This is a genomic window from Azospirillum sp. UENF 211521, assembly GCF_058780535.1.
In genome coordinates this window covers 3,526,397-3,551,746 of sequence record NZ_JBSNCF010000001.1, presented here as the reverse complement: position 1 = coordinate 3,551,746, position 25,350 = coordinate 3,526,397, and the positions used below count along the sequence as shown (strand labels likewise).

Annotated in this window: 17 protein-coding genes; 7 read left to right on the top strand and 10 right to left on the bottom strand. The window is 72.4% G+C overall.

Annotation, left to right across the window (positions count from 1 at the left end):
- Positions 1–161: 161 nt before the first annotated feature.
- From ACWPN5_RS16690 to ACWPN5_RS16660, 7 genes are all read right to left on the bottom strand, one after another.
- Positions 162–1,688 (bottom strand): PD-(D/E)XK nuclease family protein, encoded by a 1,527-nt coding sequence (locus tag ACWPN5_RS16690; RefSeq protein WP_492296397.1) that lies wholly within the window; start codon positions 1,686–1,688, stop codon positions 162–164.
- 356 nt (positions 1,689–2,044) lie between these two features.
- Positions 2,045–3,631, bottom strand: coding sequence for a UvrD-helicase domain-containing protein (locus ACWPN5_RS16685; RefSeq protein WP_492296328.1), 1,587 nt, complete (start codon positions 3,629–3,631; stop codon positions 2,045–2,047).
- Positions 3,632–3,782: 151 nt separating this feature from the next.
- Positions 3,783–6,761, bottom strand: a complete 2,979-nt coding sequence (gene addB / locus ACWPN5_RS16680; protein ID WP_492296327.1) for a double-strand break repair protein AddB — start codon at positions 6,759–6,761, stop codon at positions 3,783–3,785.
- 114 nt (positions 6,762–6,875) lie between these two features.
- Entirely contained in the window at positions 6,876–7,655 is a 780-nt protein-coding gene (locus ACWPN5_RS16675; RefSeq protein WP_492296326.1) for a nucleotidyltransferase family protein, read from the bottom strand.
- A 2-nt stretch (positions 7,656–7,657) separates the two neighbouring features.
- Positions 7,658–8,671, bottom strand: coding sequence for an aminoglycoside phosphotransferase family protein (locus ACWPN5_RS16670; RefSeq protein ID WP_492296325.1), 1,014 nt, complete (start codon positions 8,669–8,671; stop codon positions 7,658–7,660).
- On the bottom strand, positions 8,668–9,165 hold the full coding sequence (gene tsaE / locus ACWPN5_RS16665) for a tRNA (adenosine(37)-N6)-threonylcarbamoyltransferase complex ATPase subunit type 1 TsaE (protein WP_492296324.1): 498 nt from the start codon (positions 9,163–9,165) through the stop codon (positions 8,668–8,670). Before tsaE ends, ACWPN5_RS16670 begins: the two co-directional genes overlap by 4 nt.
- A gap of 33 nt (positions 9,166–9,198) precedes the next feature.
- A complete protein-coding gene (locus ACWPN5_RS16660; protein ID WP_145681202.1) occupies positions 9,199–9,630 on the bottom strand; it encodes a hypothetical protein in 432 nt (143 codons plus the stop codon).
- Positions 9,631–9,840: 210 nt separating this feature from the next.
- Between ACWPN5_RS16660 and ACWPN5_RS16655 the strand changes: the two genes are divergently transcribed.
- Entirely contained in the window at positions 9,841–10,863 is a 1,023-nt protein-coding gene (locus tag ACWPN5_RS16655) for an NAD(P)/FAD-dependent oxidoreductase (protein ID WP_145681203.1), read from the top strand.
- A gap of 241 nt (positions 10,864–11,104) precedes the next feature.
- Here the strand turns inward: ACWPN5_RS16655 and ACWPN5_RS16650 are convergent, their stop codons facing one another.
- A complete protein-coding gene (locus ACWPN5_RS16650) occupies positions 11,105–11,680 on the bottom strand; it encodes a Spy/CpxP family protein refolding chaperone (protein WP_492296323.1) in 576 nt (191 codons plus the stop codon).
- A gap of 186 nt (positions 11,681–11,866) precedes the next feature.
- Between ACWPN5_RS16650 and ACWPN5_RS16645 the strand changes: the two genes are divergently transcribed.
- The 3 genes from ACWPN5_RS16645 to ACWPN5_RS16635 all read left to right on the top strand — a co-directional run bounded on the left by ACWPN5_RS16645 (position 11,867) and on the right by ACWPN5_RS16635 (position 15,593).
- Positions 11,867–12,592, top strand: coding sequence for a response regulator (locus tag ACWPN5_RS16645; protein ID WP_145681205.1), 726 nt, complete (start codon positions 11,867–11,869; stop codon positions 12,590–12,592).
- A 1-nt stretch (position 12,593) separates the two neighbouring features.
- Positions 12,594–13,988, top strand: a complete 1,395-nt coding sequence (locus ACWPN5_RS16640) for an ATP-binding protein (RefSeq protein WP_492296322.1) — start codon at positions 12,594–12,596, stop codon at positions 13,986–13,988.
- 243 nt (positions 13,989–14,231) lie between these two features.
- Entirely contained in the window at positions 14,232–15,593 is a 1,362-nt protein-coding gene (locus tag ACWPN5_RS16635) for an NAD(P)/FAD-dependent oxidoreductase (RefSeq protein ID WP_145681206.1), read from the top strand.
- A 9-nt stretch (positions 15,594–15,602) separates the two neighbouring features.
- On the opposite strand, the gene ACWPN5_RS16630 is transcribed toward ACWPN5_RS16635, so the two are convergent.
- The gene (locus tag ACWPN5_RS16630; RefSeq protein ID WP_492296321.1) at positions 15,603–17,987 is read right to left on the bottom strand and encodes a sensor histidine kinase; all 2,385 of its coding nucleotides are present in this window, start codon (positions 17,985–17,987) and stop codon (positions 15,603–15,605) included.
- Between the two features lie 156 nt (positions 17,988–18,143).
- Complete coding sequence (locus tag ACWPN5_RS16625; RefSeq protein ID WP_492296320.1) at positions 18,144–21,797, bottom strand: ATP-binding protein; 3,654 nt, start codon at positions 21,795–21,797, stop codon at positions 18,144–18,146.
- Positions 21,798–22,002: 205 nt separating this feature from the next.
- Between ACWPN5_RS16625 and ACWPN5_RS16620 the strand changes: the two genes are divergently transcribed.
- From ACWPN5_RS16620 to trpA, 3 genes are all read left to right on the top strand, one after another.
- Positions 22,003–23,052, top strand: a complete 1,050-nt coding sequence (locus ACWPN5_RS16620; protein ID WP_145681209.1) for an amino acid ABC transporter substrate-binding protein — start codon at positions 22,003–22,005, stop codon at positions 23,050–23,052.
- 172 nt (positions 23,053–23,224) lie between these two features.
- The gene (gene trpB, locus ACWPN5_RS16615; protein ID WP_145675084.1) at positions 23,225–24,442 is read left to right on the top strand and encodes a tryptophan synthase subunit beta; all 1,218 of its coding nucleotides are present in this window, start codon (positions 23,225–23,227) and stop codon (positions 24,440–24,442) included.
- Positions 24,439–25,293: a tryptophan synthase subunit alpha gene (gene trpA / locus ACWPN5_RS16610; RefSeq protein ID WP_492296319.1), complete on the top strand. Its 855-nt coding sequence runs from the start codon at positions 24,439–24,441 to the stop codon at positions 25,291–25,293. The genes trpB and trpA overlap by 4 nt, the downstream gene beginning before the upstream one ends.
- The last annotated feature ends 57 nt before the right edge of the window (positions 25,294–25,350 follow it).

Below are 25,350 nucleotides of genomic sequence, written 5' to 3'. Positions count from 1 at the left end.
CATCGGTGGAATTTGCCAAAATGTATGACCGAGCCCCCTCATTGGTCAAGCCGGGGCGCGAATGCGGTCTCGTCAACCCAATCCGCCGCCCCGTGCAACGCGGCCGGGGGTGAAAAGTTCCAAAGGCGGACTATCGCGCGCGCCTCACTCCGGAAGTTCCATCAGGGCGGCAACTCCATCAAAGCGGGGGTGTCGGTCCACAGCAGGACGCAGCGCACCGCCTTGTCCGGGTAGATGGCGCGCAGCGCCGCGCGGTAGGCCTCCATCTGGCGGACATAGACGGGCGGCACGTCCTCCGCGCGGACGGGCGGCGGGCGGTTGGTCTTGTAATCGACGATCCACACCGCGTCGTCCTCGATCACCAGCCGGTCGACCCGGCCCGACAGGGCGCGCCCGGTCACCAGACCGACCACCTCGACCTCGGCGCGGGAGTTGGGGCCGAACAGTCGGGAAAAGCGCGGGTCGGTCAGGACGCGCATCGTTTCGGATGCGATTTCATCCTGGCGCTCGGCCGTCAGCTCATGCCCGGGGCGGGCGAGGTAGCGGCGGGCGGCACCCTCCCGCGCGTCGGGCGGCAGGTCGGGCAGGGTCTGCATCAGCCGGTGGATCAGCAGGCCGCGCTTGAAGCGCGCGCCGTCGTCCTCGCCCAGCGGCGAGCGCATCGCCGGCTCGTCCCCGTCGGGGCGGGAGGGGGTGAGGGGGCGCGACGGCTCCGGCTCCTCCGGCGCGGCGGCGGTTAGCCAGGGCGGGGCTTCCTGCGCCGTCAGCACGCGGCCGGCCCCGGCGCCGTCCGGCTTGGGAACGGCGGTCTGCGGGTCGGCCAGCCGCCAGCCCTCGCCGCTCCAGCCGTCCGGGCAGAGGGTGGAGAAGTCGAAGGGGTGCGGCACGCCGATCTCGCCCATCGCGGCCTCGACCAGCTTGTACCAGCAGGCCTCCGACGGCTCCTTCTTGCCCTGGTAGCCGCAGACGTACAGCCGGTCCTCTGCGCGGGTCAGGGCGACGTACAGCAGCCGCCTGTACTCCTGGTCGCGGCGGCGGTTGGCGCGGGCGCGCGCCTCGGCGCACAGCGCGTCCTCCTGCGAGCGGCGGGCGGCGAACAGCGGCACGGCGCAGCCCTCGTCGGGCCAGAGGATCGGCGGGCTCTGGGTCGGCGTGCCCAGCGTGTCGGGCAGGAAGACGATGGGCGCCTGGAGCCCCTTCGACCCGTGCACCGTCATGATGCGTACGCGTCCGCCGCCCTGCTCCAGCTCGCGCTTGATCTCCGCCTCGCTGGCCGCCAGCCAGGCCAGGAAATTCTGCAGCGACGGCGGCTCGGTCTTCTCGAAGGCCAGGCATGCGGCCAGGAACTCGTCCAGAGGGTCCTGCGCGTCGGGGCCGAGCCGTTTCAGGAGGGCGCGGCGGCCGGAGCCGTCCGGATCGGCGGGGCAGGGGGCGGCCAGCAGCCCGGCGAACAGCTCGTAGGGCGCCAGGAAGTCGGTGCGGGCGAGCTGCGCGCCCAGATAGCGGCGGGCCGGGCGGTAGGCCGGGTCGTCCTCCGCCTTCGCCACCAGCGCCCGCCACAGCGTGCCGCGCCGCCCGTGGGCGAGGTCGAAGAGCTGGTCTTCGCTCAGCCCGATCAGCGGCCCCTTGAGGACGGTGGCCAGAGTCAGGTCGTCTTCCGGCAGCAGCAGGAACTCGCACAGCGCCATCAGGTCCATGACCGCCAGCTGCTCGGTCAGCACCATGCGGTCGACGCCGGCCACCGGCACGGCGCGATCCTTGAGAGCGCGCACCAGCTCCGTCACGAAGGCGGTGCGGCGGCGGACCAGCACCATGACGTCGCCGGGCTGGATCGGCCGGCCGCGCGACTCGAGCGACTCGCCGCGCTGGGTCCAGTCGCGGATGGTGTCGGCGATGACCGCGGCCAGCCGGGCCGACGGCGAATCGGCGGCCTCGCGCTCCACCGGCGGCGCCCAGGCGGGCGGGTCGGCGGCTTCCGCCGGCTTCACCGGGGGCCACAGCTCGACCAGACCGGCATGGCCGCGGCGGAAGGCGCGGTGGCGGATCACCGGGTTCGTTTCGGACGCGACACCATCCTTGGCGCCGTCCAGCCCGAACACCGCGTCCACCGTTTGCAGCACGGTGGCGGTGGAGCGGAAGGAGATGTCCAGCGCCACCGCGTGCCAGTCGCGCTCGGCGGCCTTGGCGCGGGTCTGGAAATGGCGGCGCATGCGGGCGAATTCGGCGGGGTCGGCGCGCTGGAAGCTGAAGATCGACTGCTTCTCGTCGCCCACCGCGAAGACGGTGCGGGTCGTCTCCCCCCGTCCCGCGCGCTGAGGCCGGCGAAGAACTCCTCGGCGATGGAGCCGACGACCTGCCACTGCTCCGGGTTGGTGTCCTGCGCCTCGTCGATCAGGATGTGGTCCAGCCCGCCGTCCAGCTTGAACAGCACCCAGGGCACGGCGGGGACGCCGTCCTTGCCGCGCAGCAGGGCGTTGGCCGACAGGATCAGGTCGTCGTAGTCGAGCAGCGCCTTGGCCTTCTTCTTCGCCTCATAGGCGCTCAGAAGCGACTCGGCCAGGGTCAGCAGGGCGGTGGTGGAGGCGGCGACTCCGGCCGAGCGAACCCGTTTCATCAGCGAAACGAGCCGCTCCGCCTCACGCTCCAGAGCCGTCAGGGCGGCAGGGAAGGAGGTTGCCGGCTTCTTGGTGATCAGCGTCTTTCGCGCGCCGCCCTCCGCGGTCAGGAAATGGCGGACGTAGATCTGGAAGGCGCGCACGCGGTTTTCCGCGGCGTCGAGCCAGCTCTGGATGCCGACTCCGCGCTCCTCGTCGGTCTTGCTGCCGGTGGACAGCGCCCGGCAGGCGTCGCGCAGCCCCGGAACGTCGAAGGCGTGGTTGGCGCAGGCCTCGCGCAGGATGGCGGCCTCGGTGATGCCGGGCGGCACGCCCAGCGCGTCGTGAACCGCGTCCACCGCGCCGTCCAACCCGTGAAAGCTCTCGAACAGGCGCTGGATTCGCCCGCGCTCGCTGGCCAGCTCGGCCAGGATGTCGGCGAACTCCTCGGCGTTCAGCTCGGCGGTCAGGCGGGCCATCGCCGTGCCGAGCGGGCTGTCGGGCGCGGCGCGCCCGGCGTGCAGCACCTCGTCCCGCGCCTCGGTCAGCAGACCGGCGGATGTCCGCTCGTCCATCACCTCGAAATGCGGGGCGAGTCCGGCCTCCAGCGGGAAGCGGCGCAGCAGCGACTGGCAGAAGGCGTGGATCGTCTGAATCTTCATGCCGCCCGGGCAATCCACCACCTGGGCGAACAGCCGGCGGGCGATGGTGCGGGTTTCCGCGCTCGGCCGCTCGCCGCAGAGGTCGGCGAGCCGATCCTCCAGCCCCTCGTCCGGCAGGGTCGCCCAGATGCCCAGCGTGCGGTTGATGCGGATGGACATCTCCGCCGCCGCCGCCTTGGTGAAGGTCAGGCAGAGGATGCGCGCCGGCGCGGTGCCGGACAGCATCAGCCGCAGCACGCGGTCGGTCAGCACCTTCGTCTTGCCGGACCCGGCGGAGGCGCCCACCCACACCGACGACAGCGGATCGGAGGCGAGCCGCTGCGCGACGTTGGGGTCCAGCGGCAGGTCGCGGACGGGGAAGTCGAGGACGGTCATGGGCGGGTCGTGCGGTGTGGGGCGGTGGGGGTGGCGGGTGCCCCCTCCCTAACCCTCCCCCGCTTTGCGGGAGAGGGGACTGCCGCCGCTTCGCGCAAAATCCCCTCCCTCGCCGAAGGCGGGGGAGGGTTGGGGAGGGGGCCGCGGCGCATCACCCCTCACCCCCATCGCCACCCGCCGACCACTCCTGCACCCGCGCGAGGTGGGCGTAGTCGGTGTAGCGCGGGGCCATGGCCGGGCGGGGGCAGGAGCGGTAGGGGGTGGCGGGGTCGTCGAAATGGCGGATCAACTCCTCCAGCCCGGCGCGGGCCTCGGCGGCCAGAGTCGCCGGGTCGCCCTTCACCGCCTTCTCCTCGCCCGGCGGGTCGCCGCCGGACAGGCGCCAGAAGGCCAGCTCGGCCACCCGGTTCTTCGCGACTCCGGCGAAGCCGCCGGCCTCGGCCATGGCGGCCTCCAGCGGCAGCTGCGGGGCGAAGCCCAACTCGATCTCGCGGGTCGAGGGCGGGGTGCCGGTCTTGTAGTCGATCAGGACCAGCCCCTCGCCGCCCGAATCGATGCGGTCGGCCTTGGCGGTCAGCAGGAAGGGGCCGGCGGGGCCGCTCAGCGTCAGCTCGCCCGACACCTCGGTGGAGAGGGGCTTCAGGGTGCGGCGGCGGTCGCGCTCCAGCCCGACGAACCATTCGGCGATGCGCTCGAAGCGCGGCCACCAGAAGGCCCAGACGTCGGGATGGCTGTGCAGCAACGGGCCGAAGGACTCGCGGCCCATCGCCAGCAACCGGTGCAGCGCGTCGTCGGGTAGTTGGCCCGGATAGGCCTTCACGAAGGCGTCGAGGGCCGCGTGGATGAACTGGCCGCGGTCGGCGGCGCCGGGGTCGGCGGCGATGGGGTCGAGCTTGCGCAGGCGCAGAACATGCTCGGCGTAGATGGCGTAGGGGTCGCGCATCCACTTCTCGATCTTGGTGACCGACAGCTTGCGCGGGCGGGCGGACACCGGCGGGCGCGGCTCCGGCGGGGCGACGGGGCGCACGGCGTCCGGCTCGTCCAGCCCGCGCGCCCAGGCCAGCCAGGGCTCCCCGGCCAGCTCGATCCGCCCGTCCAGACCCAGCGCGCGCAGCACCGTCTCCAGCCGCAGCAGCCAGCGCGACGGGACGGTCGGCGTGCCGTCCACCCGTTCCGCGCGGGTCAGCACGACCTCCTCCGCGCCGCAGGCGTGGGTGAAGTCGTGGGCCGACAGGCCGACCATGCGTTCCGGGCTGGGCAGGCCGAAATCCCGGCGCATCGGGCGCGACATCCAGGGATCGGCGTCGGGATCGGGCGGCCAGGTCCCCTCGTTCAGCCCGCCGAGGACCAGCAGGTCGAAATGCTGAAGGCGCGCTTCCATGGGGCCGAGGATGTAGAGGCGCGGGTGCAGGCCGAAGCGCGGGCGCACCGGGCGCATCGCCATCAGCGCGTCGAGCAGCGCCGGATAGTCCTTGCCGGGAACGGCGGGGAAACCGTCCGCCGCTTCCAGCAGCTCATGGACGAAGGTCGCGGCCTCCTCGCCGTCGTCCTGCCGCCACAGGAATTCCGAACCCGGCGCGTCGGTGCGCGAGGCCAGCGCCTCCGCGAAGGCGACGTGCGCGCGGACGAGGTCGCTGAGCGGGGCCTCGCTGAACAGAGCCTCCATGAAGGGGGCGGCGAGCGTTTCCAGGTTCTCCAGCCAGCCGAGCAGGGCGGCCTGCTGGTCCGGGTGGTCGAAGCGGTCGGCGGCCTTCAGCGCGGCGATCAGCCCGGCGAAGCCCTCCGCCGGGCGGGGGCCGCGCAGCACGGTGCGCTCCAGCGCGCGGGCGGAGCGGCGGAATTCCGCCGGGTCGTGCCCGCCGGCGGCCAGCGGGTGCTTGGCGAGCGCCAGCAGGGCCAGCGGGTGGGCGCGGCTGGCGGCCAGCTCGGCGGTCAGCCGCAGATAGGTGCCGACCGCGGTGTGGACCAGCGGCTGGCCCGCCGAGTCGTTGACCGCAATGCCCCAGCGGGTCAGCGCCATGGCGACCCGGCGCGCGAGGTTGCGGTCGGGGGAGACCAGCGCCGCCGTCTTGCCCGGCGTCTCCAGCGCGTGGCGGAGCAGCAGGGCGATGACCGACGCCTCCTCCTCCGCGGTCGGGGCGTCGATGCGGGTCAGCCCGTCCAGGGCGGTGGCGTCCAGCCCGTCCAGCTCCCGCCAGCTTTCCGTGGTGGCGGCGGGGCGCATGGCCTCGGCCAGCAGGCGGGCGCGGGCGGCCCGCGGCTCCTCCGCGTCGTTCCAGCGGCGGACGGCGGCGCGGCCGACCGACAGCCGGTCGAGCAGGTGGGCGAGGCCGTGTTGCGGGTGCGCCTCGTCGGCGCGGATGGCGTCCCAGCTCGCCTCGTCGGCCTCCAGGTCGAGGCCGGGCAGAACGACGGCGCCCTGCGGCAGGGCGGCGACCACCGCCAGCAGGTCGGCCGACGCCGGGATGGAGCCGGTCGAGCCGGCGGCGATGACCAGCCCCTGCGGCGGCTCCGCCCGCCAGAGCGCGGCCTGGGTCTGAAGAACGAGGTTGCGGCGCTGCGCCGGGTCGGTCAGGGCGCTGGCGCCGAGGATGGCCGGCCAGTGCTCCGTGACGATCTTCAGGAACTCCAGCGTCACCTGCCAGTGCTGGGCGTAATCCTCCGGCACCAGCGAGGCCAGCCGGTCGAAGGCGACATCCTCCGTCCACACCGCGTCGATCAGCCGCCCCAGATCGGCGCCGAGCCGCACCGCCTGCGCGGTGGTGGCCGACACGCCGGTCGCCTGGAGGATCAGCCGGGCCAGCATCATCTGGCGCTTCAGCCCGCTGATCGGGTCGGGCAGCTCCAGCGGCACGCCGGGCAGCTCCTCCGCCGAGGTCAGGCTGAGGGAGGCGGCGTCCAGCTCGCCCAGCGGGCTCATCCGCGGCAGCAGCATCGGCTGCCCGCCGGAGCGGCGCAGGAAGGCCTCGCGCAGCGAGCGGCAGGAGCGGCGCGTCGGCAGCAGGACGGTCACCCCGGCCAGCGCCAGCGGGTCGTTCCCCACACGGTCCAGGATGCCCGCGGCGAGCTGGTCCACGAAGGACACGCCGGTGGGAATTGAATAGACCTTGGGCTCCGCCCTGCCGCTCATGCCTGCCCCGGAAGCTGTATCGTCAGACGCGCGAGGATACTAGATGTGGGGCAATGAGACCACAAAGCGTCAAGGAATACAAAAATTCTCACAAAGGGGCGGCCAAGCGGTCGGTCAGGTGGTGACCACCGACACGTCGCTCATCGACAGCATCTCCTCCGTCTCGGCCAGCGCGTCGGGGGTGCCGATGTGGAACCACAGCCCGTCATGGGCGAGGCCGAAGAGGCGCCCGGCCTCCTGCGCGCGGTCCCAGACGCGGTTGGTGGAGAAGGCGCCGTCGGGAGTGTCCTGCCCGAACAGTTCCGGCTTCACGATCTGGACGCCGGCGTAGACGAAGGGGGCGATCTCCATCTCGCCGCGCCGGGTCAGCCGGCCCAGCGGGTCCATGTGGTAATCGCCGCGCCCCTCGTAGCCCACCGCCTTGGTGGTCGCCATCAGCAGGAGGAGCGCGTCCATCTCCTCCGGATTCCAGTGGCGGGCAAGCCGCGCCAGCGTGGGGGAGGGACCGTCGAGCCACAGGATGTCGGCGTTGACCACATAGACCGGGTCGTTGCCGAGCAGCGGCAGGGCCTTTTTCACGCCGCCGCCGGTCTCCAGCAGCGTGTCCTCCGGCGACAGGGTGATGGCCGGGGCGGTCCGTCCGGCCAGATGGGCGGCGATCATCTCGCCCTTGTAATGGCTGTTGACCACGGCGGCGGTCACGTCGGCCTCCTCCAGCCGGTCGAGCGCGTGGTCGAGCATCGGCTTGCCCATCACTGAGATCAGGGGCTTCGGGCGCTCCAGGGTCAGAGGGCGCATCCGCAGGCCCAGCCCGGCGGCCATCACCATGGCCTTGGCGGGTGCGGTGGTCACAGGCGGCGTCTTGGTGCGGGTCTTCTTCGAGAGAGGCGACATAATCAATCCGGCTCCGGAACGACAAGCTCCGCGCGGGTACCCGGCGGCAGATGACGGGCGAACCAGTCGGCGACCGGGGCCAGTTCGGGCTTGGCGAGCTGGCCTTCCAGAAGCCGCCAGACGCGCGGCAGGTGTAGGAGATAGCCGCGTCGGCGCTGCAACGCCAGACGTACGAAGATGGCGACGATGCGGGTGTGCCGGATGGCGCCCAGCACCGCGTAGGAGCGGCGGAAGGCGCCCCAGTCCCGATCCGGGAAAGCGGTGCGGTAGCGGTCGAGCAGAACGCTCTCCAGCCCAGCGGGCAAGTCGCGGCGGGCGTCCTCCAGCAACGACACCAGATCGTAGGCGACAGGGCCGAGCCCGGCGCTCTGGTAATCGATCAGCCCCGCTGCCCGCAGGCCGGGCCTTGGCAGCCGCATCACGTTGTCCACATGGTAATCGCGCAGCAGCAGCGACTGCGGCCCGGCGCAGGCCTCCGGCACCACTGCGTTCCACGCCGCGTCGAAGGCGGAGCGCGCCGTGTCGGACAGTGGTTTTCCAGTCGCCGCGGGCAGGTAGACGTCGGCGAACAGCGCCACCTGCTGCGTGAACAGGGCCGCGTCGTAGAGCGGCAGGTTCAGGCAGGCCGCCTCCTCCACGGGGAAGCGGCGGTGCAGTTCGATCAGAACGTCGGTCGCGAGCTCGTAGAGCGGGCGCGGCTCCTCCCCCGCGTTCAGCAGGCGGGTCAGCGTGCCGTCGCCGAAATCCTCCTGGATGGCCAGCCCCGCCTCGACCTCCGCCGCCAGGATGGCCGGAACCGAGAAGCCCAGCCGGTCCAGCGTCGCGCCGATGGCGATGAAGGGCACCAGATCCTCCGCCGGTGCGGGGGTGTCGACGAGGATCAACGTGCCACCGTCTGGAGTCCTCAGCCGCTCGTAGCGGCGCGCCGAGGCGTCGCCGGCCAGCGGCTCGCGTTTGGCCCCCTCCAGCCCGTGGCGGGCGAGGAAGCCGGCGATCTGCGACGCGCGGTCGGTCACGGCCGCTCCAGTCCGGAAAGGTCGAGGGCGCCCAAGCGCAAGCCCCACGCGCCGTGGCCGGTCAGGGTGGCGCGGCGCTCGGCCGGCCCGGCGAAGCTCATCGCGACGTCGAGGCGGTCGGCGGGCAGCAGCGGACCCAGCCGGTCCGGCCATTCCACCAGCAGGACGGCCTCGGCGCGGGCCTCGTCCCAGCCCAGTTCCGTCACCTCGTCGGGGCCGGACAGGCGGTAGAGGTCGAAATGCCAGACCGGGCCGATGTCCGTCTCGTAGGTCTGCACCAGCGTAAAGGTGGGGGACGGCACCTCGGCGTCCTCCTCCGTCACGGCGCGGATCAGGGCGCGGCACAGGGCGGATTTGCCGGCGCCCAGGTCGCCGCGCAGGGCCACGAGGTCGCCGGGCGCCAGCGCGGCGGCCAAGCGGCGGGCCAGCGCGGCGGTCGCCTCCTCGCTCGGCAGCGTGACGGCGCGCGCGTTGGGGGAATCGGTCTGGGTCATGTCACGGGATGCGGTTCATATCAGCGGCGGTCATCAACGTCGCGAGGCGGCCTTGCGCGGCACCGGGCCGGGGGCAGGGGCGGGGGCGGGCTCCGCCGGCTCGCTGCGCTCTTCCACCAGACGCGGCGGCTTCTTGAAGTTCATGGTGATCATCAGCGTCAGGGCGCCGTTGATGAGGTGGATCATCTTGTCGGATTCGACGGGCAGGGGGATCTTGCGCCCCATGCAGTAGGACACCAGCGCCGCCGCGACCTCGGACTCGTGCAGCGTCATGCTGCGGTCGTCGCCCTCGTCCCCGGTGACCTGGATCAGCGTCTCCACCCCGCCGCCGCCGGGCTGGCCGGGACGGTAGGTGACCTTGCCGACCGTGCCGTTGGGCAACGGCTCCTTCATCCGGCGACGGCGGTCGAGCACGGCCTTCACGACCTCCTGGTCGGTGAACACGAGGCAGCGCAGCTCCTTCATCGCCAGTCCTTCATTGCGGCCGCTCCGGCACGGGGGAAACGGGCAAATCCTACCCCACGGAGACCGCACGCCCAGAAGGAAATCGGCGGGACCGCACCCATTTTGCGCGCGCCGTTCGCCCTCCCCGTGCAGGGCGGGGTTGACCGGGGGCGCGAAACCGGACAATTGAAGGCGTCATCGTTCCCCCGTTTGCACAAGGCAGCGCGTCCCATGTCGCACACCGTCCATCGCACCGACGTCGTCATCGTCGGCGCCGGCCCCGTCGGTCTCTTCGCCGTGTTCGAATGCGGCATGCTGAAGATGCGATGCCATGTGGTGGACGCGCTGGACATGGTGGGCGGGCAGTGCACCGCGCTGTACCCGGAAAAGCCGATCTACGACATCCCGGCCCACCCGGCCATCGAGGCCGCCGACCTGATCGACCGGCTGGCGGAGCAGGCCGCTCCCTTCAGCCCGACCTATCATCTGGGCCAGCAGGTCGAGAAGCTGACCCGGACGGACGAAGGGCGCTGGCTGGTGGAGACCAGCATCGGCACGCGCATCGACACCCAGGCGGTGATCATCGCCGCCGGCAGCGGCGCCTTCGGCCCCAACCGCCCGCCGCTGGACGGGCTGGAGCAGTATGAGGGCACGTCGGTCTTCTACATGGTCCGCCGCAAGCAGGACTTCGCCGGCAAGCGCGTGGTGATCGCCGGCGGCGGCGATTCCGCCGTGGACTGGACGCTGTCGCTGGCCGACGTGGCGGAGAAGGTCTACGTCGTCCACCGCCGGCCCAAGTTCCGCGCCGCCCCGGAAAGCGTCGCCCGCATGGACGTCCTGGTCCGCGAGGGCAAGGTGGAGATGGTGGTGCCCTACCAGCTCTCCGGTCTGGTCGGCGAGAACGGCCAGCTCTCCGCCGTGCGCGTCGCCACGCTGGACGGCGAGGAGAAGGATCTGCCGGCCGACGCGCTGCTCGCCTTCTTCGGCCTGTCGATGAATCTGGGGCCGATCGCCGAGTGGGGTCTGAACCTGGAGCGCAGCCACATCGGCGTCAGCCTGCCCGGCTGCGCCACCAGCGCCCCCGGCGTCTACGCCATCGGCGACATCGCCACCTACCCCGGCAAGCTGAAGCTGATCCTCTGCGGCTTCTCCGAGGCGGCGCAGGCGGCCCACGCCATCCACCCGCTGGTCCATCCGGGCGAGGCGCTGCACTTCGAATACTCGACCTCCAAGGGCGTTCCCGGCGCCGAGTAAGAACGGAAACGGGCCGCCGGGGGTACCGGCGGCCCGCTCCGTCAACGGCTGACGGGAGGCATGACAGAGGGGCTGCATTCGAAGTTCCCTCTCCCCTCTGGGGAGAGGGTTAGGGTGAGGGGGTTGCGCTTTTGCCGGACTTGCCGCCAAGCACATCCCCCTCACCGGCCCTCCGGGCCACCCTCTCCCCGGAGGGGAGAGGGTTAAAGAGGGCAAAAGCGCCCCCGTGGTAGGAAAGGGATCAGCCGCCGCGGGGGCCCTTGTCAGGACCCGGACCGGGGCCATGGCCGTCGTGCATGGGGCCGGGGCCGTGATGGCGCGGGCCGGGACCGCCCATGCCGCCGCCCATCATGCCGTGACCGGCGCGGCTCAAGAAGCGGTCGGCCTGCTTCTGCTGGTCGGGGGTGAGCTGGGCGTAGAGGTCGGTCAGCGCCGGGCGCACCTGCTGAAGCTGGGCGAGGCGGGCCGACATCATGGCCTCCATCCGCTCAAGCCGGGCCGGGGCGGCCGTGGGCATCGGCTGGTCCTTGTACTTGGCGCAGAGATCCTGGGTGGGCTTCTGGCTCGCCTTGGCGGCTTCGGCGAACTTGGTCCAGGCGGCGCGCTGCTGGTCGGTGATGTTCAGCTTCTTCTCGGCGTAGGCCAGCATGCCGGCCAGCCGGGCGTCCTGATCCTCGCACATCCGGGAGAAATGCCGGCCGCCGTCCGGACCGGGGCCAGGGCCGGCGCCGGGACCCGGCTGCTGCTGGGCGAAGACCGGCACGGCGAGGCCGAGGCCGAGAACCAGCGCGGCGGTGGTCATCATAGCGCGTTTCATGGGGATGCTCCTTGTTATCGACGGGGTCTTGCGTTCCCGATGACCCCGATGATGGGCCGGCAACGTATCCGGTTGATGTCCGGCCTTCCGTGAATTGGTAACGCTGTGTAACAGCCGGCCTCCCCGTAACGTGGCGTTACACATTTCTTCTTCACCCCGGCGCCCGCGCGTCGGATCATGCGTTCCATGGACCGCACACCTCACCTGCTGGTGGTCGACGACGACCGCGAAATCCGCACCCTCCTGTCGCAGTTCCTGACGCGGCACGGCTTCCGCGTCACCGGGGCCAAGGACGGGGTGGAGATGATGCGCACGCTGGACAGCGCGCGCGTGGACCTGATCGTGCTCGACCTGATGATGCCGGGGGAGGACGGGCTGAGCCTGTGCCGCCGCCTGCGCGCCGCCCCCGAGACGGCGCAGACGCCGGTCATCATGCTGACCGCGATGGGCGAGGAGACGGACCGCATCGTCGGGCTGGAGATGGGCGCCGACGACTATCTGGCGAAGCCCTTCAGCCCGCGCGAGCTGCTGGCCCGCGTCAAGGCCGTGCTGCGCCGCGCCTCCGGCCCGCCGGTGTCCGGCGGCGCCACGGGCAAGACGCTGGGCTTCGAGGGCTGGACGCTCGACCTCGCCAAGCGGGAGCTGCGCTCGCCCGACGGGGTGCTGGTGCAGCTGTCCGCCGGGGAGTACGACCTGCTGGTCGCCTTCGTGGAGCATCCGCAGCGGGTGCTGACCCGCGACCAGCTGCTCGATCTGGCGCGCGGGCGCTCGGCGGTGCCCTTCGACCGCTCCATCGACGTGCAGGTCAGCCGCCTGCGCCGCAAGATCGAGCCCGACCCCGCCGACCCCACCATGATCAAGACGGTGCGCGGCGGCGGCTATCTGTTCACCCCGGCGGTGACGGGGGCCTGAGATGAGCAATCTTGGCTTGGAAGTGGGCCGCAAGAGCCGCCTGCTGGTGGCCCGGCGCTGGCTGCCGGACAGCATCGCCTCGCGGCTGGTGCTGACCGTGGTTCTGGCGCTGCTGCTGACCCAGGCGGTCAGCGCGCTGGTCTATCTGACCGACCGTCCCCCGGGTCCGCCGGCCCACAGCATGCGCGTCCTCGTCCAGCGCGTCACCGCCATCGTCCAGCTCGTGGAGAGCACCCCGCCGCAGGAGCGGCGGCGGCTGGTCAAGGCGATCGACGACCCGGTGCTGCGGGTGGACTGGAACCCCGAGACGCCGCGCTTCGCCAACCAGCGCGAGGGCTTTCCCTTCGACCGGCTGCGCCGCGCCATCCGCGGCGAGCTGGAGGATCCCGACCGCGCCGTGGTGGTCGAGGTCCGGCGGGAGCGCCCCATGCCCGGCCCCTTCCCGGTGGACGAGCACCGCTGGGGCGCCGACGTCCGGCTGTCGGTGGGGCTGAAGGACGGGTCCTGGCTGACCTTCGTCGGCGGCGACCCGCTGGAGGGGCCGTTCCGGCTGCTGCGCTTCGCGCTGTGGATGGCGGGCATCGTCGGGGCGGTGGCCCTGGTCTCGGTCTGGACGGCGCGCCGCATGACCGCCCCCATCGCGCGCTTCGCCGACGCGGCGGAGCGGCTGGGCGTGGACGGCGAGGCGCCGCCCCTGCCGGAAGCCGGCCCGCAGGAGCTGCGCGCCGCCACCCGCGCCTTCAACCGGATGCAGGCGCGTCTGGCCCGCTTCGTCGCCGACCGCACCCAGATGGTGGCGGCGATGAGCCACGACCTGCGCACGCCGCTGACCCGCCTGCGCCTGCGCGCCGAGCTGGTCGAGGACCCGGAGATGCAGCGCAAGATGCTCGCCGACCTCGACGAGATGGCGGCGATGATCAACGCCACGCTGGCCTTCGCCCGCGACGACGCCAAGCACGAGCCGCGCGGCCCGCTCGACCTCGCCGACCTGCTGCAGAGCCTGTGCGACGACCGCGTGGACGCCGGCCACGAGGCGGCCTACGAGGGGCCGGCGCACGCGACGGTGGACGGGCGCCCGGTGGCCCTGCGCCGCGCCTTCGCCAACCTGATGGACAACGCCATCGCCTATGGCGGGGGCTTCACCGTGCGCCTGCGGCCCGCGGAGGGGGAACTGCGGGTGGAGATCGAGGACGGCGGCCCCGGCATCCCGGAGGCCGAGTTCGAGAAGGTCTTCGCCCCGTTCTACCGTCTGGAGCGCTCGCGCTCCCGCGACACCGGCGGGGTGGGGCTGGGGCTGGCCACCGCCCGCACGGTGGTGCGCGGCCACGGCGGCGACATCGCGCTGGCGAACCGCCCGGAGGGCGGGCTGCGGGTGACGGTGACCCTGCCGCGGTGAGCTTTATGCATCTCGCTTGGGCATCAATTCCGGAAGCTTTGCCCCCACCCCAACCCTCCCCCGCTTTCGCAGGGGAGGGGATAAGCTCCCTCTCCTGCGAAGCGGGGGAGGGTTGGGGCCCATGCGCAGCATGGGAAGGGTGGGGGCAACCGTAGCCTCTGTTCAGGCTCCGGAATGCACCGCAACATCGGCGGCGTATCGGCGTTTAACGGTGCAGGATCAACGTCACCGGAGGTTGCCGCCGTGCCGCAGATCGACCGCACCCCCGCGCCCGTGGACCGCCGCCCCCATGTCGTGATCGTCGGGGCGGGGTTCGGCGGGCTGGCCTGCGCGGAGGCCCTGGGCGGGACGAACATCCGCGTCACCATCATCGACCGGAACAATTATCACCTGTTCGTGCCGCTGCTCTATCAGGTGGCGACCGCCGCCCTGTCGCCCGCCGACATCGCCGAGCCGATCCGCCGCATCGTCAGCCGCCACCCCAACATCGACGTGGTGATGGGCGAGGTGACCGGCATCGACCGTACGGCCAAGCGGGTGGAACTGGCCGACGGCAGCTTCGTCCCCTACGACCGGCTGGTGCTGGCCACCGGCTCCTCCTACAGCTATTTCGGGCACGACGACTGGGCGGAGATCGCCCCCGGCCTGAAGACCATCGAGAACGCCCGGCGGATCCGCGCCCGGCTGCTGATGAATTTCGAGCAGGCGGAGATGTGCGAGGATCCGGCCCGCCAGAAGGCGCTGATGACCACCATCGTGGTGGGCGGCGGCCCCACCGGCGTGGAGATGGCCGGGGCGGTGGCCGAGCTGGCCCGCTTCGCGCTGGCCCGCGACTTCCGCCGCATCGACCCGCGCACCGCCCGCGTCCTGCTGGTCGAGGCCGGGCCGCGCATCCTGTCCACCTTCCCCGACGACCTCGGCCAGTACGCCCGCCGCAAGCTGGAGGAGCTGGGCGTCGTCGTGCTGACCGGGCAGGCGGTGGAGAGCATCACGCCGGAGGGTGCGACGGTCGGCGGGCGCTTCATCCCGGCGGGGGCCATCGTGTGGGGCGCCGGGGTCAAGGCGTCGCCCGCCGGCTCCTGGTTGGGGGTGGAGACCGACCGCAGCGGGCGCATCCTGGTCGACGCCGACATGGCGGTGCCGGGCGTGCCCGATGTCTACGCGCTGGGCGACACGGCGGCGCTGGCCGGCGACGACGGCAAGCCGCTGCCCGGTCTGGCCCAGGTCGCCAAGCAGCAGGGCGAGCATCTCGGCGGCGGGCTGGAGGCCAGCCTGTTGCGCGGCCAGCCGCTGGAGCCCTTCCGCTTCCGCAACCGCGGCAACACCGCCATCGTCGGGCGCAGCGCCGCCGTCTTCGATTTCGGGACGCGCAAGCTGAAGGGCTGGTTCGCCTGGGTGCTGTGGGCGATCGTCCACGTCTATCTGCTGGTGAACTTCCACAAGCGGGTGCTGGTCACCATGCAGTGGCTGTGGCGTTGGGCGACCTATCAGCGCGGCGCGCGTCTCATCACCACCGACCGCCCGGTGTCGGTCGCGGAATCCGTCACCTCGCCGCACGGCGGGAGCGCCGAGCCCTTCCGCGACGCGCGGCGCGGCCAGGGCTGACCGGACAGGTCAGGGGGCGGGCGGGAGCGGCAGGACGCAGCGGAAGCGGGTGCCGTGACCCGGCCATTCCTCGACCTCCAGCCGCCCGCCGTGCAGTTCCATGACGTTGCGGACCAGCGACAAGCCGAGCGCCGCGGCGCCGCGCGGGTCGTTGCGGTCGTAGCGCGAGGGCGGGGCGGCCTCGCCCGGCCCGGTGCCGCTGCCCACCGTCAGCACGAGGGCATCGGCTTTCCGCTCTCCGGACAGCAGGATGCGGCGGTCCGCCGGCGGGTGGCGGATGGCGCCGACGACCAGGGTGAACAGCGCCTGCTTGAGCCGCCGCTCGTCGCCCTCCGCCTCGCCCAGCGACGACGGGGCGGTGAGGTCGAGGCGCAGCCCCTCGCGCCGCGCCCACTCGCGGGTCAACTCGCCCACCGTCTCCAGCAGGTCGGGCACGTCCACGGTGCCACGGTCGAGCGTGGTCACCCCGGCGCCCAGGCTGGTCATGTCGACCACGTCGTCGATCAGCTCCAGCAGCCGCTCGCCGGCGTTCAGCACGCCCTTCACATACTCGATCTGGCGCGGATTCAGTTCGCCGAAATACTGGTTCGCCAGCACCTCGGCGAAGCCGATGATGCCGTTCAGCGGGTTGCGCAGATGGTGCGAGACGTTGGCGATGAACTCGCTCTTCAACTGGTCGGCGGCCTCCAGCGCGGCGTTGGAGGCGCGCAGCGCCTGCTCCAGCCGGGCGCTGTCGGTGACGTCGAGATAGCTGTTCAGCACCGCCCCGTCGGGCAGCGGCAGGGTGGAGAACTCGACCACCGAGCCGTCCGCCCGCTCCAGCCGGCCCGAGCGCACGGCGCGCTCCAGCGTCGCGCCGATCATCTCGTCCTTCAGGCTGTCCCAGTCGCCGCCATTCTCCAGGAAGGGCCGCATCCGCTCGAACAGGGCGGAGATGTGCGGCTCGCCCAGCAGGTCGTCGTCGTCGAGGTCCCAGACCCGCGCGAAGGCCGGGTTGGACAGCTTCAGCCGGCCGTCGCCGCCGAACACCGCGATGCCCTCGGCCAGATTGTCCAGCGTCTCCTGCTGCACGGCGATCAGCGTGTTGTAGGAGGATTCCAGGGCCAGCGTGTTGGTCACGTCCTCCAGGATCTGCATCAGCCCGCCCAGCGGGTGGGGGGCGGCGAGGCTGCGCAGCGTCGTGCCGTCCGGCAGGTGCATCAGCTCCTCGACCGGCTCCAGCAGGCGGGTGTAGCGGCTCAGCCGCTCGCGCTTGTAGCTCTGGTAGTCGGCGTATTCGGGCAGGCGGCGGCGGGTGCGCAGCTCCTCCAGGATCTCGCCGTGGGTGGGCTGGCTGCGCAGCCAGGACTCCTCCAGGTCCCACAGCCGGGCGTAGGCCTGGTTGAAGAAGGTCAGCCGCGTGTCGGCGCCGAAGATGGCGATGGCCGCACCCAGCCGCTCCAGCACCTCGGCGTGGGCGGCGAGGTGGCGGCTCAGCTCGCCGCGCATCTCCTCCACCGCCGTGACGTCCAGCGCGTAGCCGACGACCAGCGTGCCGCCGTCGGGGGAGGGCAGGGGGGCCTCGGTGACCTCCAGGAGGCGGCGCTCGCTGCCGATGACGGCGGAGACCCGCTCCGACTGGGCGACCCCGCTGTGCAGCGCCCGCTGCGCCAGGGCGCGCCCGGCGCCGTCCGCGGTCAGCTCCCGGCCGCTGTCCGGAACGGCGGCGGGCTCCGAATCCACGGCGCGGGCGTAGGCGCGGTTGCACCAGGACAGCATCTGCCCGGTCCCGCGCAGCCACACCGGCAGCGGCAGGGCGTCCACCGCCGCACGCAGCTCGGCCAGCGCGGCCTCGGCGTCGCGCCGCCCCTGGGCCAGCCCATCGCGCTCGGCGCTGCGGTCGGTGACGTCCTCCAGCCAGACGACGTCCTGATGCCCGGAGGCATCCGTCGTGGTGGACGGCTCGGCGGACCGTTGCCCGCTCAGCAGCAGGCGCCGCCCGCCGCGGGTCGTCGCCTCGAGTCGGAAACCCTCGCCCGCGGCGCGCAGGCGGCGGACGGCTTCGGCGACGCGCGGAGCGTCGGCGTCGGTGAAGGCGTTCGCGATGTCCTGGCCCGGCACCGCGCCGAGCAGCCGGGAGCAGCCGGGCGCCGCGCTGACGCCACCACCGGCGTCCCAGGCGCACCAGGGGTGGGGCGCGGCGGCCAACAGGGCCTCCAGGCGCGCGACGTCGGCCGCCAGCCGGTCGCTGCGGCGGCGTTCCCGGCCGGTCCAGAACAGCCCGCCGAAGCCGGCGGCGCCGAGGACGCCGGCAAAGCCAAGCATGGTGGGCGAGCCGGAGGGCCCGGCCATCAGGCCGACTCCCACCGCCAGCCCCAGCGCGGCGAAGGCGTATGATCGGGTCAAGACACTCACGCGGGTGAGACTAGTCCACGCCTCCCGGCGGAGCAAGGCGGGCCGGCGGTGGTGCCACTTTCGGAGATGGCGCAGCCCTTTCGCACGACCCGACTGCATGGCCCGATTCCATGGCCCGATTTCACGGCCCGGTGCGCACGGCCCGTTCGGAGGCCCTCACACCGCTTCTCCGACCCGCAGGACGCGGATTGCCGTTTCCACCGCCGGATAGGCGGCGCGCACCGCCGCCAGGGCTTGCACCGCCCCGTCCCGGTCGCCGTGGTGGGCCGCGAGTTCCAGGGTGGAGGCGCTGCGTCCCAGCCGCTCGGCCCCCGCCGTGCGGGCGGCCCCGGCCAGCGTGTGGGCGGCGCCGCGCAGGGCCTCCAGGTCGTTGCGCTCCAGGGCGGCGGCGGCCTCGTCCAGCAGCGGGCGGGTGGTTTCCAGGAAGAAGTCCAGCATGTCCAGCGCCATCCCGTCGAGCGCGCCGAAGGTGGTGCGGGCATGGTCGAGGTCGAGCGCCCGGTCTTCCGCCCCGGCGGCCTCCGCCGCGGGAGGCTCGTCGGGGGCTGCGGCGCTGCCCTCGCCGAACGCGCGGTTCAGGGCGACGGCGAGCTGCCGCAGGGTCACCGGCTTGGCGATGTAGTCGTCCATGCCCGCGGCGGTGCAGCGCTCCATCTCCCCGGCCAGGGCGTTGGCGGTCATGGCGATGATGCCGGTGCGCGGGCGGGGAACGCCGCCCGACTCGGCAACCGACTCGGCGCTGCGGATCTGGCGCGACAGCTCGTAGCCGTCCATGCGCGGCATGTGGCAATCGGTGATCAGCAGCCGGTAGGGCCGCGCCCGCCAGGCGGTCAGCGCCTCCAGCCCGTCGCCGGTCAGGTCGGCCTCGAAGCCGAGCTGACGAAGCTGGCGCAGGATCACCTGCTGGTTGGTCGGGTGGTCCTCCGCCACCAGGATCGCCGGCGGAGCCGCGGCGGGCGACGCCATGCCGAGGGAATCGGTGTCGGGGGAAGCCGTGTCGAGGGCGGCTCGTCCGCCGTCCGCCGCGGAGGACGCGGGGTCGGCGGGGCGCTCCGGGGAAACGGCGCGTCCGGCCAGGGCGGCCAGACGGCGGAACAGGGCGTCGCGGCGGATCGGGCGGCCGAGATGGTCGTGGCGCGGCGGTTCCCCGGCGTCCGTCCGGCCGTCCTCCTCGCCGTCCGGCAGGCAGTCGCCGGCCTGCTCCCGCCCGTCCACCAGATGCAGCGTGGGCGGCGGGCGGGCTCCGGCGGCGGCGATGCGGGCGAGCACCGCCGGAGCGGACAGCCGCGGGTTGGGCGCGCCGGGCGCGTCGTCGGGATGGTGTTCCAGCAGGCCGTCGGACAGGATCAGCAGGTCGGCGTCGGCCATTGTCAGCAGCTCCACCGCCTCGTCCGCCGTCGTGGCGTCGGCGACGGCGGCGCGCTTGTCCTCCAGCGCGCGGATCAGCACGGAGCGCTGCACCGGGTCGGGCTCGGCCACGATGATGGACAAGCCGGAGAGGTCGGTGTCGTCGCGCGGGGCGGATTGCGGGTCGCCCGGCGCCAGATCCACCGTGAACCAGAAGGTGGAGCCGCAGCCCGGCGCCGATTCCACCCCGATGCGCCCGCCCATCATCTCGACCAGACGGGCGCAGATGGCCAGCCCCAGCCCGGTGCCGCCGAAGCGGCGGGTGGTCGAGCTGTCGGCCTGGCTGAAGGGCTGGAACAGGCGGGCCTGTCCGGCGCCGCTGATGCCGATGCCGGTGTCCTCCACCGAAAAGCGCAGACGCAGCCGCTCCGACCCGGCGGCGGACGGCTCCAGCCGGGTGCGCAGGACGACCCGGCCGGCGTCGGTGAACTTGATGGCGTTGCCCGTCAGGTTGAACAGGATCTGGCGCAGCCGGCCGGGATCGCCGCGCACCGCCGCAGGCACCTTGCGGTCGAGGTCGCAGACCAGCAGCAGCGCCTTCTGGTGGGCCTGCGGGGCCAGCAGCTCCGCCACCCCCTCCACCAGCTCGCGCGGGTCGAGGTCCATCTCGTCGAGGTCGAGCTTGCCGGCCTCGATCTTGGACAGGTCGAGGATGTCGTCGATGATCCGCAGCAGCGCCGTGGCGCTGTCGCGCACCGTGGTGACCAGCTCGGTCTGCTCGGCGTCCAGCGGGGTCAGGGCGATCAGCTCCAGCATGCCCAGCACGCCGTTCATCGGGGTGCGGATCTCGTGGCTCATGGTCGCCAGGAACTCCGACTTGGAGCGGGCGGCGACCTCCGCCTGCTCCTTGGCGTGGCGCAGGTCCTCCTCGGCGCGCTTGCGGCCGGTGATGTCGTAGCTCCAGGCGAGGATCGCCGGCTCCCCCTCGAACTCGGTGCGCTGGAGGGTCTGGAGCGCCCAGACGCGGCTGCCGTCGGGCCGGTCCACCGCCACCTCGACGTCGCGGGCGACCAGACCGGGGCCGTCCTGCGGCAGGGCGCGCCCGTGCAGGGTGGCGCCGGGCAGGGCGAGCGCGTGGCGGCGCCCGACGAAGGCGTCCGGCGGCAGGCCGGCCAGCTCCGCCGCACGGGCGTTGGCGAAGGCGACGGAGCCGTCGGGCCGCCCGATCGACACGCCGACCGGGCTCTGCTCCAGGATCGCGCGCAGGCGGCGCTCGCTGTCCGACAGGGCGTGCTCGCGCGAGCGGATGGTGGCGACGAAGTAATGCAGGGCGCGCGCCATGTCGGCGATCTCGTCCTGCCCGTGGGTGGGGATGGCGACGGACCGCCCGGCGGCCGACGCGGTCATGGCCGTCTGGAGCCCGCGCAGCCGCCGCACCACGTTGCGGTGGATGTAGAGGAAGATGCCGAGCGCGCCGAGGATCGAGACCACGGCCATCGCCAGGATGGCGTTCTTGCCGTCGCGGATCACCCGCTCGAACTCGCCGGAGCGGGCGGCGATGTCCTGCTCGATGGCCAGGAAATGGTCGGACACCGCGCCGACCAGCCGGTCGGAAACGTTCTGGTTGCGGGTGATCGACCCCTTGATGGCGCGCGCCAGCCCGATTTCCGTCAGGCGACTGGCGAACAGGTTGTGCTCGCCGAGCCCCAGCGCCTCCAGTTCCCGATACAGCGGCTCCAGGTCGAAGGCGGGGCCCGGCGGCAGGCCGGACACCGCCTCCGCCGCGCGGTCCATCGCGGCGCGGTACTCCTGGCGCAGCCGCTCCACCCGCGCCTCGTGGTCGGCGCGGGAGGCGGCGAGCATCAGCAGGATGGCGTGCTGCGCCTCCGCCGTCCACAGGTCGACCCGCCGTTCGGCGTCCTGGGACCCTTCTAGCTCGGCCAGGGTCCGCGGAACCGGGGCCTCGTCCCGCAGCGACCGCTCGGCGTCGCGGATGCGCTCGGCGAGCTGGATCAGGCGGCCGACCAGCCCGCCCGTCTCCGCCGCGGCGGCGAGCTGGCGCTCCACCTGGGTGTTCAGGGTCATCAGGTTGGCGACCAGCTCGTTCTTGCGGCGCTGCAGCTCCGCCACGTCGGCCACGTCGGTGCCGCGGTCGCGCAGCCGGGTCATCAGGTCTTCCAGCAGGGCGATCTGGTCGCTCAGCCGGGCCATCACCGATTCGCGCACCGACTGGCTCTGCACCGCCACCAGGGCCGGTGCGTTGGCGGCCAGCGTGCCGCTCTGCTGGGCGAGCTGCGAGGCGTTGACGAGGCCCGGCACCTTGGCCGTGGCGATCTGCTCGAACCCCTGGTGGAAGCGGCCGAAGAGGGAAACGGCCACCACGCCGGTGGCGGCGGTCAGGCCGGCGATCACGGTCAGACCCGCCAGGATGCGAAACGCCACGCCCAGCCGGGGAAGGGGCATGCCCGTGCCTCGATTTCTTGTCGTCCGATTGAGATAACACGGGCAATCGGCCGGGCGCAATTCACACCCCCCCTTTGGCGCACTGCGTGGCGCAATACCCGGCGCAATCGGACGCTGCCGGGGAAGGCGCCGGGCGCCTTGGCGGGCTTGACCCGCCCAGGTTGCCGACCGAAGCTGAAGCGCAGGCGGCAGGGAGAGGTGCCCGATGGGCTTGGTCCGGTCTTTCGCGCGGGGTGCGGCGGTCGCGCTGGTTCTCGCGGCGGCGTTGGCCGCGCCGTCCGGCGCTGCGCGCGCCGAGACGCTGGAGGACGTGCGCGATCGCGGGCTGCTGCGCTGTGGCGTCTCGTCCAGCGGGGCCGGTCTGGCGACGGTGGACGACAGCGGCCACTGGCGCGGCTTCTTCGTGGACATGTGCCGGGCGCTGGCCGCCGCCGTCGCCGGCCACGCCGACCGGGTGGAGTTCGTCGAGACCAACTCCGAGAACCGCTTCGCCATCCTGCGCAACGGCGAGGTGGACGTGGTGATGGAGGGCACGACCTGGACCCTGCAGCGCGACGCCACCTTCGGCATCGGTTTCCCGGTGGTCTACCTGTTCGACGGCCAGGGGTTCATCGCGCACCGCGCCCAGAACATCGCCCGCCTGTCCGACCTGCCGGCCGGCGCCTCGGTCTGCGTGATCGAGCAGACCACCAGCCTGCGCAACCTGGAGGACTGGATGGCCCGCACCGGGGTGCGCTTCCGCCTGAAGCCGGTGCGCTCGACCGAGGGGGCGCTGTCGGCCTTCTTCAACCACCACTGCGACCTCTACACCAGCGACCGCATCGGCCTGCACGCCCAGCGCCTGCTGAAGGCCCCCGAGCGCGAGGACTACGTCATCCTGCCGGAGGCGATCTCCAAGGAGCCGCTGGGGCCGATGGTCCGCCCGGACGAGCGGCGGTGGTTCGACATCGTGCGCTGGGTGTTCCTGGCCACCGTCCTGGCCGAGGAGAAGGGGATCACCGCCGCCAACGCCGCCCGCCTGAAGGGGGAGGCGCAGGACCCGGAGGTGCGCCGCTTCCTCGGGGCCGCCGCCGGGGTCGGCTGGGGGCTGGGGCTGGACGACGGCTGGGCCTTCCGCGTCGTCACCCAGGTCGGCAATTACGGCGAAATCTTCGACCGCCATCTGGGCGCCGCCTCGCCGCTGGGCATCGAGCGGGGGATGAACGGGCTGTGGATGAACGGCGGCCTGCATTACGCCCCGCCGCTGGGGGGGTGAGGAGGGCGGCGCTCTGCCATGCCGAGTCGTCTCATTGCCTTCGCCGCGGCTTTTCCCATGTTGTGGGCATGTTCGGCGAAAGGTTCGGCGAACGCTTCAAATCCGGGCGAACCGCCGCTATGGTGGCGCCTTCCGGGCGCCGAGCGGCCCGCTTCAGGCAGTTTCCCAGGCCATGACCAGACCCAACACCTACCGTTCCGGTCCCGACGAGCGCGGGCATTTCGGCATCTATGGCGGACGCTTCGTCGCCGAGACGCTGATGCCCCTGATCCTTGAGGTGGAGAAAGCCTACCGCGAGGCCCGGGCCGATCCCGCCTTCGACGGCGCGATCCGCGAGCATCTCAAGCAGTATGTCGGCCGCCCGAACCCGCTCTACTACGCCGAACGCCTGACGGAAAAGCTCGGCGGCGCGAAGATCTACTTCAAGCGCGAGGAGCTGAACCACACCGGCGCGCACAAGATCAACAACTGCATCGGCCAGATCCTGCTCGCCCGCCGCATGGGCAAGAAGCGGATCATCGCCGAGACGGGCGCCGGCCAGCACGGCGTGGCGACCGCCACGGTCTGCGCGCTGTTCGACATGCCCTGCGTCATCTACATGGGCGAGACCGACATCGCCCGCCAGCAACCCAACGTCTTCCGCATGAAGCTGCTCGGGGCCGAGGTGGTTCCGGTGACCTCCGGCGCGCGGACGCTGAAGGACGCGATGAACGAGGCGCTGCGCGACTGGGTCACCAACGTCGCCGACACCTACTATCTGATCGGCACTGCCGCCGGCCCGCACCCGTACCCCGCCATGGTCCGCGACTTCCAGTCGGTGATCGGCGACGAGGTGCGCGTGCAGATGCAGGAGCTGGAGGGACGCCTGCCCGACAGCCTCGTCGCCTGCGTCGGCGGCGGCTCCAACGCCATCGGCCTGTTCCACCCCTTCCTCGACGACCCGTCGGTGCAGATGGTCGCGGTCGAGGCCGCCGGCCACGGCATCGACAAGGGGCCGCTGGCCCACGCCGCCTCGATCACCGGCGGCCGCCCCGGCGTGCTGCACGGCAACCGCACCTACCTGCTGCAGGACGAGGACGGGCAGATCCTGGAAGGCCACTCCATCTCCGCCGGCTTGGATTATCCGGGCGTCGGGCCGGAGCATTCCTGGCTGCACGACATCGGGCGCGTCGAGTACGTCTCGGCCACCGACCAGGAGACGCTGGACGCCTTCCAGCTCTGCGCCCGCACCGAGGGCATCATCCCCGCGCTGGAATCGGCGCACGCGCTGGCGGAGATCGTCAAGCGCGCCCCGAAACTGCCCAAGGACCACCTGATGGTGCTCTGCCTGTCGGGCCGCGGCGACAAGGACATCTTCTCCGTCGCCCAGCATCTGGGAGTGAAGCTGTGAGCGCCCTCAACGACAAGGCCGTCGACAATGGCCGCATCGCCCGGCGGTTCGCCGCGCTGAAGGCGGAGGGCCGCGCCGGCCTCGTCACCTTCATCACGGCGGGTGACCCGGATCTGGAGACCTGCCGCGCCGTGCTGCACGGCCTGCCCGCCGCCGGCGCCGACCTGATCGAGCTGGGGCTGCCCTTCTCCGATCCGATGGCCGACGGCCCGGCGATCCAGGCGGCCAGCCTGCGCGCGCTCCACGCCGGGACGACGGCGCGCAAGACGCTCGACCTCGTGCGCGGCTTCCGCGCGACGGACGCCGACACGCCGATCATCCTGATGGGCTATTACAACCCGATCCACGCCTATGGGGTGGACCGCTTCCTGGCCGACGCCATCGAGGCCGGGGTGGACGGGCTGATCGTCGTCGACCTGCCGCCCGAAGAGGACGAGGAGCTGTGCATTCCGGCGCTGAAGGCCGGGGTGAACTTCATCCGGCTGGCGACGCCGACCACCGACGAGAAGCGCCTGCCGGCGGTGCTCCGGAACACCTCGGGCTTCGTCTACTACGTGTCGATCGCCGGCATCACCGGCACGGCCAGCGCCGACAACGCCGCGGTGGGCGCCGCGGTCGACCGGCTGAAGAGCCGGACCGACCTGCCGGTGGCGGTCGGCTTCGGCATCAAGACGCCGGAGCAGGCGGCCAACATCGCCCGCGTCGCCGACGCGGCGGTGGTCGGCTCGGCCATCGTCACGCGGCTGGCCGACGGGCTGGACGCGGACGGCAAGGCCCGTCCGGGTCTGGCCGAGGATGTGCTGGGCTTCGTCCGGGAACTGGCCGGCGGCGTGCGCGGCGCGCGCGGCTGAGTGCGTCGGGCCTAGATCGCCGGGCTGCGAGCGCCGGCTGAGCGGGATATCAGGAAG

Excerpts from the sequence above, each read along its gene's own strand:
- ACWPN5_RS16690 (WP_492296397.1), bottom strand. The coding sequence starts at position 1,688 with ATGGCGCTGTGCGAGTTCCTGCTGCTGCCGGAAGACGACCTGACTCTG.
- ACWPN5_RS16685 (WP_492296328.1), bottom strand. The coding sequence starts at position 3,631 with ATGACCGTCCTCGACTTCCCCGTCCGCGACCTGCCGCTGGACCCCAAC.
- addB (WP_492296327.1), bottom strand. The coding sequence starts at position 6,761 with ATGAGCGGCAGGGCGGAGCCCAAGGTCTATTCAATTCCCACCGGCGTG.
- ACWPN5_RS16675 (WP_492296326.1), bottom strand. The coding sequence starts at position 7,655 with ATGTCGCCTCTCTCGAAGAAGACCCGCACCAAGACGCCGCCTGTGACC.
- tsaE (WP_492296324.1), bottom strand. The coding sequence starts at position 9,165 with ATGACCCAGACCGATTCCCCCAACGCGCGCGCCGTCACGCTGCCGAGC.
- ACWPN5_RS16660 (WP_145681202.1), bottom strand. The coding sequence starts at position 9,630 with ATGAAGGAGCTGCGCTGCCTCGTGTTCACCGACCAGGAGGTCGTGAAG.
- ACWPN5_RS16655 (WP_145681203.1), top strand. The coding sequence starts at position 9,841 with ATGTCGCACACCGTCCATCGCACCGACGTCGTCATCGTCGGCGCCGGC.
- ACWPN5_RS16650 (WP_492296323.1), bottom strand. The coding sequence starts at position 11,680 with ATGAAACGCGCTATGATGACCACCGCCGCGCTGGTTCTCGGCCTCGGC.
- ACWPN5_RS16645 (WP_145681205.1), top strand. The coding sequence starts at position 11,867 with ATGGACCGCACACCTCACCTGCTGGTGGTCGACGACGACCGCGAAATC.
- ACWPN5_RS16640 (WP_492296322.1), top strand. The coding sequence starts at position 12,594 with ATGAGCAATCTTGGCTTGGAAGTGGGCCGCAAGAGCCGCCTGCTGGTG.
- ACWPN5_RS16625 (WP_492296320.1), bottom strand. The coding sequence starts at position 21,797 with ATGCCCCTTCCCCGGCTGGGCGTGGCGTTTCGCATCCTGGCGGGTCTG.
- ACWPN5_RS16620 (WP_145681209.1), top strand. The coding sequence starts at position 22,003 with ATGGGCTTGGTCCGGTCTTTCGCGCGGGGTGCGGCGGTCGCGCTGGTT.
- trpB (WP_145675084.1), top strand. The coding sequence starts at position 23,225 with ATGACCAGACCCAACACCTACCGTTCCGGTCCCGACGAGCGCGGGCAT.